Source organism: Caballeronia sp. LZ043, assembly GCF_031451075.1.
Classification (GTDB): Bacteria; Pseudomonadota; Gammaproteobacteria; order Burkholderiales; family Burkholderiaceae; genus Caballeronia.
Genome location: NZ_JARUXT010000003.1, coordinates 1,075,898 through 1,090,359, shown reverse-complemented (window position 1 = coordinate 1,090,359; position 14,462 = coordinate 1,075,898). Strand labels below are relative to the sequence as shown.

14 protein-coding genes and 1 pseudogene are annotated in these 14,462 nt (G+C 64.5%); 4 read left to right on the top strand and 11 right to left on the bottom strand.

What is annotated here, in order from left to right:
* The first annotated feature begins 117 nt into the window (after nucleotides 1–117).
* Together QCE64_RS25000 and QCE64_RS24995 are read left to right on the top strand one after the other, a co-directional pair.
* Nucleotides 118–960: a serine hydrolase gene (locus QCE64_RS25000; protein WP_309921894.1), complete on the top strand. Its 843-nt coding sequence runs from the start codon at nucleotides 118–120 to the stop codon at nucleotides 958–960.
* A gap of 24 nt (nucleotides 961–984) precedes the next feature.
* Nucleotides 985–1,335: a hypothetical protein gene (locus QCE64_RS24995; protein WP_309921891.1), complete on the top strand. Its 351-nt coding sequence runs from the start codon at nucleotides 985–987 to the stop codon at nucleotides 1,333–1,335.
* Between the two features lie 10 nt (nucleotides 1,336–1,345).
* Here QCE64_RS24995 and QCE64_RS24990 read toward each other — a convergent pair whose 3' ends face one another.
* The 3 genes from QCE64_RS24990 to QCE64_RS24980 form a co-directional block, all read right to left on the bottom strand.
* Nucleotides 1,346–2,587, bottom strand: coding sequence for an MFS transporter (locus QCE64_RS24990; protein ID WP_309921888.1), 1,242 nt, complete (start codon nucleotides 2,585–2,587; stop codon nucleotides 1,346–1,348).
* Between the two features lie 97 nt (nucleotides 2,588–2,684).
* Nucleotides 2,685–3,596, bottom strand: coding sequence for a LysR substrate-binding domain-containing protein (locus QCE64_RS24985; RefSeq protein WP_309921886.1), 912 nt, complete (start codon nucleotides 3,594–3,596; stop codon nucleotides 2,685–2,687).
* Between the two features lie 72 nt (nucleotides 3,597–3,668).
* On the bottom strand, nucleotides 3,669–5,585 hold the full coding sequence (locus QCE64_RS24980) for an AAA family ATPase (protein WP_309936096.1): 1,917 nt from the start codon (nucleotides 5,583–5,585) through the stop codon (nucleotides 3,669–3,671).
* A gap of 531 nt (nucleotides 5,586–6,116) precedes the next feature.
* On the opposite strand from QCE64_RS24980, the gene QCE64_RS24975 reads away from it, so the two are divergent.
* Nucleotides 6,117–6,278 (top strand): DUF1328 family protein, encoded by a 162-nt coding sequence (locus tag QCE64_RS24975; protein WP_035508907.1) that lies wholly within the window; start codon nucleotides 6,117–6,119, stop codon nucleotides 6,276–6,278.
* 72 nt (nucleotides 6,279–6,350) lie between these two features.
* Here the strand turns inward: QCE64_RS24975 and QCE64_RS24970 are convergent, their stop codons facing one another.
* The 4 genes from QCE64_RS24970 to QCE64_RS24955 form a co-directional block, all read right to left on the bottom strand.
* The gene (locus QCE64_RS24970) at nucleotides 6,351–7,652 is read right to left on the bottom strand and encodes a sugar efflux transporter (protein ID WP_310006825.1); all 1,302 of its coding nucleotides are present in this window, start codon (nucleotides 7,650–7,652) and stop codon (nucleotides 6,351–6,353) included.
* 177 nt (nucleotides 7,653–7,829) lie between these two features.
* A complete protein-coding gene (locus QCE64_RS24965) occupies nucleotides 7,830–8,333 on the bottom strand; it encodes a DUF1993 domain-containing protein (protein WP_310006823.1) in 504 nt (167 codons plus the stop codon).
* 150 nt (nucleotides 8,334–8,483) lie between these two features.
* Nucleotides 8,484–8,723, bottom strand: a complete 240-nt coding sequence (locus QCE64_RS24960) for a hypothetical protein (RefSeq protein ID WP_309921876.1) — start codon at nucleotides 8,721–8,723, stop codon at nucleotides 8,484–8,486.
* 2 nt (nucleotides 8,724–8,725) lie between these two features.
* Nucleotides 8,726–9,172, bottom strand: coding sequence for an SOS response-associated peptidase family protein (locus QCE64_RS24955; RefSeq protein WP_309936099.1), 447 nt, complete (start codon nucleotides 9,170–9,172; stop codon nucleotides 8,726–8,728).
* A gap of 198 nt (nucleotides 9,173–9,370) precedes the next feature.
* On the opposite strand from QCE64_RS24955, the gene QCE64_RS24950 reads away from it, so the two are divergent.
* Nucleotides 9,371–9,622: a hypothetical protein gene (locus QCE64_RS24950; protein WP_310006821.1), complete on the top strand. Its 252-nt coding sequence runs from the start codon at nucleotides 9,371–9,373 to the stop codon at nucleotides 9,620–9,622.
* 52 nt (nucleotides 9,623–9,674) lie between these two features.
* Here QCE64_RS24950 and QCE64_RS24945 read toward each other — a convergent pair.
* The 4 genes and pseudogenes from QCE64_RS24945 to QCE64_RS24930 form a co-directional block, all read right to left on the bottom strand.
* Nucleotides 9,675–11,463: pseudogene (locus tag QCE64_RS24945) on the bottom strand (ShlB/FhaC/HecB family hemolysin secretion/activation protein).
* A gap of 371 nt (nucleotides 11,464–11,834) precedes the next feature.
* A complete protein-coding gene (locus QCE64_RS24940) occupies nucleotides 11,835–12,110 on the bottom strand; it encodes a hypothetical protein (protein WP_310006818.1) in 276 nt (91 codons plus the stop codon).
* Entirely contained in the window at nucleotides 12,098–12,364 is a 267-nt protein-coding gene (locus tag QCE64_RS24935) for a hypothetical protein (RefSeq protein ID WP_310006816.1), read from the bottom strand. The genes QCE64_RS24940 and QCE64_RS24935 overlap by 13 nt, the downstream gene beginning before the upstream one ends.
* Nucleotides 12,361–14,462: hemagglutinin repeat-containing protein (locus QCE64_RS24930; RefSeq protein WP_310006815.1), on the bottom strand; the 2,102-nt coding region annotated here is incomplete at its 5' end. The genes QCE64_RS24935 and QCE64_RS24930, both read right to left, overlap by 4 nt.

Sequence of the window (14,462 nt, the reverse complement as noted above, 5' to 3'; positions counted from 1 at the left end):
CCACTTAAGCCTCGCCCCTTACGGTAGCGTGCTTCCCGCTTGTCGCCGCTTCCGCCGCCACCTCCATGCCGTCGCCCTTGCATACCCCTTCCCACCCGACGCGTAACTGAACGCGTCATGATCCGATTCCACCTCGTCTTCTTCATCTTCCTTTTCGCGAGTCTCGTGCCGCTCATTGCGCACGCGAAGCGCGCCGTCTCAAAACCGCTTGTGCACGCACGCGCCGCCATCGCCGTGGATCTCGCCACGGGCCGGACGCTGTACGCGCGCCACGCCGACCGGCGCCTGCCGATCGCCTCGCTGACCAAGCTGCTCACAGCCATGGTCGTCCTCGACTCGAAGCGTTCTCTCATCAAGCCCGCGCGCATCACCGATGCCGATGTCGACCGCCTCAAGTGGTCGCGCTCGCGCCTGCCGGTGGGCTCGCTGCTGCTGCGCCGGACGATGCTGCACATTGCGTTGATGTCGTCGGAGAACCGGGCGGCGTTCGCGCTGAGCCGAGACTATCCGGGCGGACGTCCTGGCTTCGTGCGCGCGATGAACCGCACCGCGAAGCGTCTGCACATGCAGCGCAGCCATTTCGTCGATCCGACGGGCCTGTCGCCGCACAACGTCTCGACGGCGCGCGACCTCACCAAGCTGGCCCGCGCGGCGTATCGCTATTCGACCATCCGCGACTATGCGACCTCGCATCACAAGCTCGTGCTCGGCGGCGCGGGCCCGCTGATGTATCGCAACACGGATCCGCTGGTGTACAACGCGGCATGGCGCGTCGGCCTGCAGAAGACCGGCTTTACGAACGAGGCGGGCCATTGCCTCATCGTGATCGCGCCGGTGCATGGGCGGCAGGTCGTGTTCGTGATTCTCGGCGCACCTGACGCGCACGCGCACGTCCAGGATGCCGTGAACCTGCGCAGCTGGTTAATGAAAAACGCGAACCACGCGGCGCGTCGCCGTTGAACGCGCCACCCCGGAGAGCTCCCGATGAAAACGCGGCATGTCGTATCGATGATCGGCTTGTGCATCATGATCGCGGCGTGCTCGCGTCAAGACAGCGTGTTCGCGCGCTCGCCGGTGTTCAGGGAACGCACGGCGGCGAAGGTGTCCGAGGTGGCGGAGTGCATCGCCGCGCGCTGGAAGAACGGCACGCGCGAGTTCAGCCGCGTGAAGCACGACGGCGCCGTCCGGTTGCGCGCGGAGACCTACTTCAAGGGCGTGACCATCGGCGTGAGCGTGCGGCAGGACGCGGGCTCGACACTCGTCGAATACTTCGAGCGGCGCGTCGCCGATCCGCTTTACGCGACGATGGTGCGCGGCTGCCTGAATCCGTCGTAAGCCAATACGCTCACGCCGTGGCGAGCGAGTCGCCGGTGAGCGGACGGTCGTCGATCGGAAAGTGCAGCAGCGCCGCGACCAGGCCTGCGACGGCCGTCGCGCCCCAGATCAGCGAGTAGGACCCGGTGGTATCGAACACATAGCCGCCGAGCCATGCGCCGAGAAACGAGCCCAGCTGATGGCTCAGGAACACGACACCGAACAGCGTCCCGAGATGGCGCGTGCCGAACACCTTCGCGATCAGGCCGTTGGTGAGCGGCACGGTGCCGAGCCAAGTCAGGCCCATGACGGCGGCGAACAGCACCACTGAGACGCTCGTCGTCGGCAACAGCACGAACAGCGCGATGGTGCCGCCGCGGATCAGATAGAGCCACGCCAGCACATGATGTTGCCGCCAGCGTCCGCCGAGCCAGCCGCATCCCCAGCTGCCGATCATGTTGAAGAAGCCGATGAGCGCGAGCGCCGTCGCGCCGAGTCCCACCGGCATGTGACAGAGCAGCAGATAGCCGGGCAGGTGCGTCGCGATGAACGCGAGCTGGAAGCCGCAGGTGAAGAAGCCGAGCGTCAGCAGCCGGTAGCCGCGATGGCGCGCCGCGTAAGCCAGTGTCTCGCGCAGCGGCAATGCCGCGGGCTGCGTCTGAACCTGCCCCTTGCGCCTCCGGCTGGCGCGATCCAGCACGATGCCCAGCGGCGCGATCAGCAGCAGCACGAAGGCGAGCGCATACATCGATGCCGGCACGCCCGCGTGCACGCGCACGGCCTGCGCGAACGGCACCATCAGCACTTGCCCGAGCGAGCCGCCCGCGCTGGCGAGACCCATCGCGAGGCTGCGGGTTTCCGGCGAGGCTACGCGTCCCACCGTCGCGAGCACCACGCCGAAGCTCGTGCAACTGATGCCGATGCCGACCAGCAGCCCGAGCCCGAGCATCAACATCCAGCCCGAGGTCGCCGCGCCCGCGATGGCAAGTCCGCAGGCGAAGGTCGCGGCGCCGAAGGCGACGACAGGGGCAGCGCCGTAGCGATCGGCGGCGGCGCCCGCGAACGGCTGCGCGAAGCCCCAGACGAGGTTGTGCAGCGCAATGGCAAAGGCGATCAGCGTGACCGGCAGGCCGCGATCGAAGGAAAACGGGCCGATGAACAGCCCGAAGGTCTGACGCACGCCCATGGCGGCGCTCAGGATCAGGCCGGCCGCGCCGATCAGCGCCCAGGCCGCGATGCGGGTGCGTTTTGCATCGAATGAAAGTGACGACATGGACGGTGTTCCTCCTTGCCGGGCATCGTCGCAGGCGCACGGGCGTGCTGACAAACGAAAAGTTTTCGCCGGCGGTTGAGCGCAGTTCAACCCAGCTTCAACCGCGCGGCTCGCTCGGGTCGAATCCGGCCGCCTGCTCGATCAGCCAGGCCTTGAACGCGGCGAGATCGGCGCGCTCGCCGGCCTGCGGCGTGTCGCACAGCCAGTAGGCGGTCTGCGTTTCGACCACCTTCTCCGATGCCTGCACCAGCGTGCCCTGCGCCAGTTCGCGCTCGACCAGCGGCAGCCGGCCGATCACCACGCCCAGTCCGGCCGCCGCCGCCTCGAAGCCCAGTTGCACGGTGTCGAAGCGCAGGCCCCCGCGCAGATCGAGCCCCGCCATGCCCGCGCCATCGAGCCACGCCTGCCAGTCCTGGCTGGCGGTATCGACGTGGATCAGTGTCGCGCGCGTGAGATCCGGTGCGTCGCCGCTGGCGGCGAGCATCGCGCGGTATGCGGGGCTGCACAGCGGCACGAGCCGCTCGCCGAACAGGCGCAGCCACGCGGCGCCGTCCACCGGGCCGCGGCTCAGGCGCAGGCCGAAATCGAAGCCATCGACGGGAAAGCCCGCCTGCCGCCGCGACGTATCGATGCTCACGTCGATTTCGGGCCAGCGCGCACGGAAATCGCCGAGACGCGGCACCAGCCAGCGGGCGGCGAGCGTCGGCGCGCAGGTGACGGAGATGGAGCGGCGGTTGCGCCGGTCGGGCAGCGAACGGGTGCCGATGGCGATCAGCGAAAACGCCTCGGCGATATAGGGAAGATAGAGCTCGCCGGCCGCGCTGAGCGACAGGCCGCGCGGCTCGCGCACGAACAGTTCGACGCCGAGCATGTCCTCCAGCGCGCCGATGCCGTGACTCACGGCGCCCGGCGTCACGTTCAGTTCGGCGGCGGCGAGCTTGAAGCTGCGATGACGCGCGGCGCACTCGAAGAGGCGCAGCGCATTGAGCGGAGGCAGGCGAAGGGGCATGGAAGACCGGGAGCGACGGCGTTGCCGCCTAGTGTGCCATCGCTCCGGGCGGGCCGCCCGCCGATGCGGCGCTTACGCCGCCAGCGCTTCGTCGTCGCTTTCGAGATTGGCGAGCGAATCCGCATGCTCGCGGATCAGCCGGTACACCGTTTCGCCCGGCACGGTCTCCTCGTCGAGCAACTGCTCGGCGATCGACCGCAGGACCGGCGCGTTCGCCTGCAACAGCGCGAAACACGCATCGTTGAGCTCGTGCAGCAGCGCGTTCGCGTGTTCGATCGAGTTCTTCAGTTGCAGCCCCGCGTACTGCTGCGGCAGCGCCGCGAGACTGAAGAGGTTGCCGTCGCTGTTGAAGCCGTGCTTCGACACCATGTCGAGCCCGATGCGCGACGCTTCCTGCAAGTCATGTGCGGCGCCGCTCGATGCTTCGTTGAACATCAGCAGTTCGGCGTTGCGTCCGCCGAGCAGCACCTGGATCTCGTTGCGCAATTCCGTCTCGCGATACAGATGCTTGTCCTGCATCTTCGTGATCAGCGCGACGCCAAGCGCGCCGCCGCGCGGCAGGATCGTGACTTCCTCCAGCACGCCGGTGCCGAGCAGCGCCGCCACGAGTCCATGGCCCGCCTCGTGCACCGCAATGCGCGTGCGTTCGTCGTCGGACAGCGCGCGTTCCGCGCCGTTGATGTCGCCGATCCGCGCGATCTTGATTGCTTCCAGGAAGTGCGCGGCCGCGACTTCCCGCGTGCCGGCCTTGCGCGCGACGAGGCCCGCCTGGTTGACGATCATCGAGAGCGACGCCGGCGAGAGACCCGTCGTGAGCCGCGCGAGCTGTTCGAAGTCGATGTCGTCGCTCTTCTTTTTCAGGCTGTCCGCATAGAAGCGCAGGATCTCGGAGCGGTCTTCGAGGCTCGGCAGGCGCACTTGCACCGTGCGGTCGAAGCGACCGGGACGGCGCAGCGCTTCGTCGAGATTGTCCGGATGGTTGGTCGCCGCAACGATGATCACGCCTTCATTCGACGCAAAACCGTCCATCTCCGCGAGCAGCTGGTTGATGATGCGGTTGCTTTCCGCCTCGACCGGGCCGCCGCCCGTGTCGGTGCGCTTGCCGAGGCCGTCGGCTTCGTCGATGAAGATGACGGTCGGCGCATTCTTGCGCGCCAGTTCGAACAGATGCTTGACCTTCTGGATGCCGACGCCGTAGTACTTCGCGCTGAAGTAACTGCCCGTGATGGCGATGAAGTTCGCGCCGCATTCGCCCGCCAGCGCCTGCGCCAGCCGCGTCTTGCCGACGCCCGGACCGCCCGTCATCAGGATGCCGCACGGCGCGCGCACGCCCATGCCGGTGAACTGCGCGGGCTCGGAAAGCCAGGCGCGGACGTCGGTGAGCGCGGCTTTCGCCTCGCCGGCGCCGATCACGTCGTCGAAGCGCAGCGTCGGCGACTTGCCGAGCAACTGCGCGCCGCCGCGCATCTCGCGGCGCATGAACCACAGCAGGCCGCCGATCATCAGCAGCGGCAGCAGCAGGCTCAGCGCATCGCGCGAGCGGTCGAACATTTCGCTCCATTGCGCCGTGCCCGTGCGTACCTCCGCGTCCGGCAGCCAGACCAGCTGATAGGGCGTGGCGCTGCCGGGCTTCAGGTCGCCGAGCAGCAGGGAATTCGAGAACGCGCCGTTGTGATCGGCGACATAGTATTTGTCGCCCTTGAGCGTCGAGACGAGGATCGCCTCGCGGCTCACGCCGATGGCGGCCACCTGGCCGGCGCGGATATCGGCGAGCATGGCGGAGGCATCCTTCTCCTGATGCGACCACGCCGACGCGTCATGCCGCATCTGGTGCGCGACGCCGGTCAGGGCAGCGGCCGAGGGCGCTGCGAGGCGCTGTTCGTGCCGCCAATGGACAAAGCCCACGGTGGCCACGAGCGCGACGGCAAGCACGCCGCACGCGACAAGGCGGCCGACGCGCGACCGCAGCGAATTCCTTACCGATTTCATCAATTCGTTCCTAATGGGGCCGCGAGGGCGCCGCACTCAAAGCTTTCGTCGGGGACTGAGACATCCGGGCATGCCGGACTCGTCACGGTGGCGGGATGCCTGCCGTACGCGCCAGGACTCGTATGGCGCTTCAGATGGCAAGGCGATCGACCTTGAACCGCAGATCGTCAACCATGCGGGCATGGCCCTGTTCGGGAGGCTCCGCTGGAATGGCGCCCGTATTGCATGACCATTCATTAACGCGGAACGGCACGAGGGACGGGAGCGGGCCCGCGCCTTGTCGATTTAACGTCCTGTTTTTATCTAACGGCAAACGGTCCGCGTTAGTTAACGGCCGTTCGCAGGCGGGCGCTCCACGCTCGCAAATCGATGCAGGTTCGATGGCGTACGCAAGGGCGAGCCAAGGATAGCACGGCAAAACTGTCCGCTCCATCCGGTAAGGAATACTGCTTGCTTGTCCATGATTTGCTACAGGCACGATCCGTGCGACAGGCGAAGCGCGGAACATTCGATAACCCGGGAGATACCGTCATGCTCTACTACGCGCTGGTCTTCTTCATCATCGCGATCATCGCCGCGGCGCTTGGCTTCGGCGGCATTGCCGCGGGAGCGGCAAGCATCGCGAAGATCCTGTTCTTCATCTTCCTCGTGATCTTCCTCGTCACGCTGGTGATGGGCCTGATGAGGCGATGACGCTTCGGCTGGCCAGCGTCGTGTCCGCGCCACGCGGCACGACGCTTTTTTTTGTCCGGATTTCCCCGTCTTTCATTTCGCCAACCGTTCGCTTCGACGCGCCTTCCAGTACCGATGCGCGCGCCTCGCATAGTCCGCGATCGGCGGATTGATGAACAGCACCCATGCGCCCAGCGTCAATGCGCCGCACACGAGAAACGTGCCGCGATAGCCCAGCGCCGCGACCAGCACACCCGATAGCACGCCGGACAGGATCGAGCCGACGCGCGATGCATTGAAGAACAAGGCAGTCGCGGCGCCCGGGCTGCGCGGCATCAGGTCCTGCATGTAGGTCATGCCGAGGCAGGACGTCACCGACACTACGAAGGCGCTGAACGCTTGCATCGGAATCAGGATGTGAATGCCGGGCGACGCCGCCACCGCGACGAAGTACACCATGTGCACGGCGGCGCTGGCGGCGAGCCAGCGCTGTTTGTCGAGACGCGAGCCGCGCGCGCCGAGCGCGAGCATCATCGGGATTTCGAGGAAGGCGCCGAGACCCAGCATGATGGACACGTCGATGCGCGTGCCGTGCATGCCGTGCACGACATAGAGCGGCAGCACGATCATGGTCGCACTGGCGGCGAGACCGATGAGCGTCAGCGCCACCGTGGCGCGCCAGATGTCCGCGCGCGGATGTGAGATGCCGGCATGCGGCGGCGCGAGCGTTTCGGTATCGGGCGCGGTGACTTCCAGCAGCGACGACGGGTCGCCGGCGTAATGCGCGGGTGCGCTGTGCGGGTCGCCCTTCGGTGAATCGTGCATGCGCCAGACGATCACACCGCATGCCGCGAAGCAGGCCGCCGCGAACAGGAAGAGGCCGTAGAAGCCCGCGCCCGCCAGCACCAGCGCGCCCACCGACGGACCGAACACCCATGCCATGGAAAGTACCGTGCGCAGCGTGGCGAGCGCGAAGGCGCGCTGGGCTTCGTCTTCGATGGGCAGCGCGGAGCGCGCGAAGGAGAACACCAGCGACATGGCCGCGCCGCCCGCGCCGAGGAACGCGATGCCGATGCTCATCAGCCCCGCGTAGTTGCGCACCAGGCACAGCAGCAGGAAGCCGAGCGCCGATGCAATCAACGCCGCCAGCAACAACTCGCGATGATGTCCGCGACGGTCCGTCCATTTGCCCGCGAAGGCGCTCGTCACGACGCCGCTCGCCGCGATCATCGTCATGAAGAGGCCGAGTTGCAGCGGCGTCATGCCCGCCTGCTCGACGCTGAAGAGCGATAGATAGGGCGCGGTGAACGACATGGCGATGCCCAGCATCAGCGTCGCCGCGGAGAGCGGCAGGAAAAACGGAATGCGGGTGAGGCTGAGCAGGCGGGCGTTCATCGGGCGGGGAAGGGTGGGCCGTGGCGTTCAAAGCGTTTGAAGCGTGCAGGGCCCGCAAGCGATGTTCCGCGCACTTGGCAGGGCAGAGACTTGCGGGCCAGTGCGCAGTGTGCCCATCGCCGGGCGGTTTTGCTGTAACAAAATATTTGGCGGTGCTTCACGGCAGGGTCACGCGTCTTACTCGTCGATGGCATTCACCTTGCCGATGAAATCCAGCTTGCCGACATCGACCCCATTGGCACGCAAGATCGCATACGCCATCGCGACGTGGAAGTACACGTTTGGAATCACGATCTGCAATAGGTAGTTCTCGCCCGACAGTGTGCCCGGCACCCACGATACCTTCACGATCCGGCTGGCTGCGTCATCGTATTGACTTGCCGTCACGCTCCCGACGAACGCGAGTGTCTTGCGGATGCGTTCGCGCGCTTCGGCAAGCGTCTGTTCGTTGTCTTCGTGCCGCGGCGGCTGCTGTCCGGAAAGATAGGCAGCGCCGCCCTTGAGATAGTCGCAGGCGCTCTGGATCTGATACAGCAATCCCGCCATGTCGGGCGCGAGCCGTGTCGAGAGCAACACGGCGACATCGAACTTCTTCGCCTGCGCGAAGCGTTCGGCGCGGTCCAGATAAGTGTCCATCGTCCTGACTGCTTCCGCGCACTGCGCGATAGCCAGTGCATACATTGCCGTTCTCCCGTAACAGAGGTTCGCAGGGGCTTAAGGAGACACCACTCCAGTTGATTAGTGCGTTTGTAACTGATGTCTGCCGGACAACATCATCCATTGCGGACGAGGTGCTCACCAGGAATCGAACGTCACCCGGCTAACGCGTCGTTAGATCAACCATGGCTGACTCGTGCCGTCAGCGCTTGGCTTGGGTTTGCGGGGCGGCATTGGCGCCGCTTCGGCCATCATCGCGCCCGCCGGATAAAGGGTGAGAAAGGAGCGCGCCTCGTCGGTCGATCTGCACGACAACCAGTCCTGATAGGCGTCGGGGCGCACGATCACGACGCTGCGCTTCTCGTCACCGGGCTTGTGAAACCGCGACATGAGCGGGTGATCCTGCGCGTTCACTGTCAACATGGTGAAACTGAGCGCTGTGCCTTCGGGTCATCCCATTCGCGCCACAGACCCGCGATCGCCAGCGGTGAACCGTCTGCCATGCCGATGCGCCACCGTACCGCTTTGCCCGTCTCATAGCTCGGCTCGTAGAAGCCGATACACGGGATCAGGCACAGTTGCAGCTTCTTCCATGCGCCGCTGAAGCTCCGTCTTTCGCCGACTGTCTCGGCGCGCGCGTTCATGGTGTCGAAGACCTTGACGTTCTCGGGAATGTGCTTGCGCGGCACGATGCCGAAGCTGGCCGGACTGGTCATGGGCGCGCCGTCGAGCCGGCGGAAGATCGGCGCCGCATAGTCCTTATAGACCTCGTCGCGGTAGTCAAAATCAGGCTGCGGAAACTCGCTGAAGGCCGGGAAGCCCGCCCAGCGGGTTTTGTCGCCTACTTTGTAGCTCGTGCACATGCGTCCCCCGGGTCAGATTCATTTACGCAGTGGGCCCGACCCGAGCACAGCGACATACTGTTCATCCATACAGTATGTCGCCCCGATGATGAACCCCTCCGAATTGCCCGACTATCGCTTGCCGGCGTTGATCCGCTTCCGATGGCCAGGCTGCGCGCGCTACAGGAGCAATATCGCGAGCGGCCCATCACGCGGGCCGTGCTGCTCGACCTGATCCGCAGCCGCCTGGTGCTCAACGACCTGTGCAACCAGATCGACCCGATCGAGGCGTCGATCCGGCGGCGCATGCGCGAGCTGGAAACCGAATGGCGGCAGATGAAAAAGCTCGAAGCCCGCATGCTGGCGGAAAAGGAGCGCGTCGGTACGATCGTGGAACGGGTCAAAGACCCGTATGCGCCGGTGGACATGCGAGAGATGAGCTTTCACAACAGCCCGGCCTTGAGCAAGTAGCGTGGCGCTCATCAAGGCACGTTGAGGCGGGACACCACGCGTCCCGGACGCCTCAGAGTTGCGCCGTCACCTGAAAACCGAACGTCACGCGCGCCGTGACGAGCGACGCCGGCTTATGGATCGGCGTCGCGGCGAACAGGTCATAACTCAAACCGCCGGCCTTGAACGGAACGCCGCCGCGGATCCCGATCACGGCGCCGACCAACTGCGTGCTGGCCAGAAACGCCGTATTCGGCCCGAAAACCCGCCCATAGTCGACACCGGTGTAAAGCGACTGGCGAGTTTGTCCGAGCGGCGCCTGCACCTCATTGCGCCAGTAGAAACCGCGTTCGGCCGCGAGCATCTGCGCGCCGTCGAAGCCGCGCACGGTGTAGTGGCTGCCGATCGCGAGGTCGTCGACGTAGAACAGCCGATCAGCCGAGTACTGGCCGCGAAAGCTCGTCACATAGCGCAAGGGCTGTCCCGCCAGGACGAACGGCATGGAGAGGTTGAGATCGAGCACGGCCATCCGGTAGCGATACGTCGGGCCGCTTGGCTGGCTCGTCGAGGTAGCCGGAATCTGCGGAAGCGGCGCCGGGTCGGGCGTTGCACCGAGGCCGCCCACGCCTTGCCGGTAGCCGAGCGAGGCGTCAAGCTGCGCGCCGCCGAAGTAGTGCCGGTCCGTCAGCCCGGCCTCGATGAACGTATTATTGCGACGCTGGATCTCGATCTCGGTGTCGTTGATGAAGCTCGCGCCGAACCGCTTCGACAGCTGCACATAGGCCCCGAGCACGTCACTCTGAGACCGCCGTAGCACGCGCGCGATTCTGATCCCCGCTGTCTGCGTGTTGCCACTTGAGACGAAGGTTTGCGCGACGCCCGCGATCTGCTGGTAGTACGTGCTCGAATAGCCGAACAGCGACGCCGTCCAGTAGCTCCACGGCACCGCATACGAGCCGGTGAAGCCGTGCGAGCCGAGTCCCTTGTCGTCGAAGTAAAGGTCTTGCGACGCGCCGACGGTCAGGACGTCGTTCAGCCCGAACGGGTTGTCCAGGCCGAGGCTGACATTGCCTTGAAGTTTGCCGGTCGCGCGGCTGCCCGAATTGTCGATCGAGGCGACGAGCGTCCACGGCTTCGAGCGCTTGAGCGAAATCAGAATGTCGCTCTCACCGGGCCGGTCGGTCGGCTCGATTCTCATGTCGGCGTCCTGGCTCGCGGGCCGCTTCATCTGCTCGATGCCTTGCTCAAGCGCACGCACGTCGAGCAGGTCGCCCGGCCGTGCGGGATACGCAGAGCGCCAAGACGCCCGCGTGACGGGTTCAACGAAACGAATCTCGCGAATCACGCCGGGCATGAGCGCGAACGACAACGTACCGCTTGCGATGTCCTGCTCGGGCACGAGCACCCGCGTTGTCACGTAGCCGCGGCTTAGTATCGCCTGCTGCAAACCCTTCGTGAGCACCGCGATTCCCTCGCGCCCGACGCATTGCCCGCGATAGTGATCCGCCCACTCACGCGCGAATGCGAAGTGATCGAACGGCAGCGCCGACGCACCTTGCACGCGCGCGTTGTCGGATAGCGTATCCGGGACCATCAACGCGAACGTGTCGATGCGATAGCACTGCGCTTCGTGCGGCAAGTCGGGATAGGCCGTGACCGCCGGCACCGTCGAGCGCACGACCGGCGCGCGCACGGCCGCGTCACGTTGCTGCGCGTCGCGTTGCTGTTGTACCTGCTGGTTTTGCTCGGCGTTGGCGCACGGCCGCCGCTTCGTCCGCGATCGCCGGAGCCTGCTGTGCATGACTGGCGAATGACACAAGGGCGGTAAGGGGAAGGGCCGTCAGGCGGTTGTTTACCTTCATGTGGCTTGTTCGGACTAAGAAACCTGGCGCGCGGCGAGGCAAAGACATCGAGGTCGCGCATCCCTTGGGATACGCGAGAACTACTTTAGCGAAGCGGCGTCGGACACGTAACAAGCAATGTCCGAAATACAAGGTCAGACGCTAATCGATCACTCCAGCCCTACGGAGATGTTTTGGAAGGAGGCAGACATGTAGGACTAGCGACACCAAAAACAAGGGAAGTCCGATCGAGAGCAACGCCGTAACGTCTCCTAGATCAAACATGATTCTGCATAAGCCAGCCACTATGAATGCATAAAGAACACTCGAACCAACAGCTATGCTGCCAACTATCGTAATCGTGCGCTCTGCCGCGAGAATGCTTCGCCAATTCATTTGAACCAAGGGCCGAAGCTTTTAGGGTCATCGCTCAGCATGCCGACCTTACGTAGGGTGCTAGGTAGCGATCTGATGAGCCAGACAAGCAATGCCAGGAAGAGCGGCCCACCAATGAACAGCATGGCGCGATTCTCATCTATCCCGAGCGCTAGGCGGCAAATGCCTGCAATCACGAACGCCCAGAATAAGGCCGTCGCACCTGAGGTTAAGAGCACCATGAACCAAATTTGAACCGTCGCGTAGAGACGTCTCCAGTTCATTTGAACCAAGGACCAAATTTCTCCGGGGCATCGCTCAGCATGCCAGCCTTGCGAAGGTGAGCCGGCAAATACCGAACAAAGACTGTTAGCAGAAGCAGGAAGCTCGGGATACCAATGGCAAATACAGAAACGTTCTCGCTCAATCCGATAAGCCTTCTGCATATGCCGATCAAGATCACAGAGTACAGGCCGGCAGCCGCGATCGAGATGCAGCCGACGGTGCCAAGTATCTGAATAACGGCGTAGAGACGTCTCCAGTTCACTTATCGCCTCCTGCTTTTTTGATGTCGTTTGCAACGGTCGCTCCTTTTGATCCGACTCCATAGATCAAGATGCCCTGATTGACTCCATAGGGGGCTGCTATGCCGGTGAATGGAACTAACCACTTGTTGTTGAATCTTGACACTGTGACACCGAACATAGACCCGGGGCGTCCAAGGCCATCCGCAGTGCCCATTTTGAGTGGCACGGGCGCATAGAGGGCGCCGACAGCGGCAGCAAGACTCAGCCCATCGTATGCGATGTTTCCCCATCCGGAGGGGAGGACTTCATTGAAGCCATTGCGCAACGGATTTACACCAGGCAAGTTGATGCCGTTGTAACGGTTATAGAGATCGCTTCCCGCCTCGGCCATATCACTTAATCCGAGGGCAACCATCGCGCCCCCAACAACACAGCCGAGGCCATTTGTACAAAGCGTCGCACCAGTCTTAGTCGTCACGCCACCAGTTATCGTTTTCGCCAGATCCCGGGCCACGCCCGTTGGATCACTCTTCACCATATCCGTGACCTTCTGCCCGGGCGTGTAATTGAACAATCCCGCCTCCTTCTGATTGTTCACCCACGCGAGTTCCGGCCCGAGCTGTGACGCCTCAAGCTGACTCACAAAGTTAGCGTTATATTGCTCACTGCCCGGCGCGTATTCGGCCCAACATTTCACCGCATAGCACGCCGCTTTGGTCAACCGACTGGCCTCGGCCGCATCTCCGTTCGCCTGGTCCGCGATCGTCTTCTTCTCCTTCTGGTTCAACTGCCGATTGTACAAATCCGCGTTACTGGCGGTCACGGCGCCTGCTTCGCCACCTGCCAACGCGCCGCCCGCGCCCGCGACTACATTCGCTGCGAAATTTCCAAGCGTCTTCGAGCCGGTCGCGTTTCCCACACCCTCGGCTATTTCACTCAGCTGTGGCGCGAATCCCGACGCCACTCCCGCGCCCGCAGCGCCGCCGGCTGCCGTGTCGATGCCGCCGCCGCCCAATCCGCCAATCAAGCCGCCGCCGATGACGTGCGCAATCACCCGGTCCCTTCCGCCCTCAGCCGTCGCGTCGGCTGTCGCCTGATCGTGATCGGCGACGGCCAGCGCGTGCTTCATATCAAAGTACGCGCCAATACCTTGCGCGACCACTTGACCCGCCGCCTGTGCGGCCTGCATCGTGTCTGCCTGCTTGTTCAGGATCTCATTCACGTCGGGCGTGCTCGCTACTGTCCCGTTCGTGTTCGTCGTGTCGCGACTCAGGCTCGCGATGTCTTGCGCCTGATAGGCGCCGTCAGTCAGCGTGATCGTGCCCGGGCTGATCGCGCTGCGTGTCGTCGCGCTCTGGTCGCCGCTCTCATGCTGGCCGATCATCGGCACCGGCCCGCCCGAGCCCGGCACTGAAGCAGTGCCGACAGCCTTGTCGGAGCTCGGACCCGGCGACAGGCCCACCGATCCGCCGATGCTGTTCGCCGAATAGTGCGAGTGGTTGCCGACGTCCGCGAACGTCAGCGTTCCCGTGGACAGACTGTTCTTCGCTGCGTCATCCGCCCCCGCGATGACCGCCCCCGTGAGCGCCGTATTGCTCTTGACCGATACGTCAAAGCCGCCGTCGCCCGCATAGAGTCCCGCCTGTTCCTTGACCTGTGCGAAGTTCCCGTCCGCGTGGCCGTTCTGTGCGCTGAAGCTCGCGCCGCCGCCACCCTGACTGATCGTGAAGCCGCCGCCGGTACTGCTCTGATGCGCCGCGCTGACGGTCGTATCCTGCACGCTTGCGATGTTCAGATTGCCGCCGACGTCCGCCGCGATCTGTCTTCCGGCGATCTGCGAGCCGATCACGTTCGTATCACCGCCTGAGATGATCGCGACGCTATTCGCGCCCGTAACGTGCGACGCGTTCTGAATTGCCGCGTCGCTGTTGGCGTCGCCGTGCGCGTTCGCCATCGCCGCCGATATGCCGAAACCGTTCGTGCCGAACGACAGACCGACGCTCGTGCTCTTGGTGCTGCTGGAGCTGCGCGTCGACGCCGTGTCGGTCGTGTTGACGACGTTCACCTGATCCTTCGCGGCGAGCACCACGTCGCTTGCGCTGATGTTCGAGCCGGCGA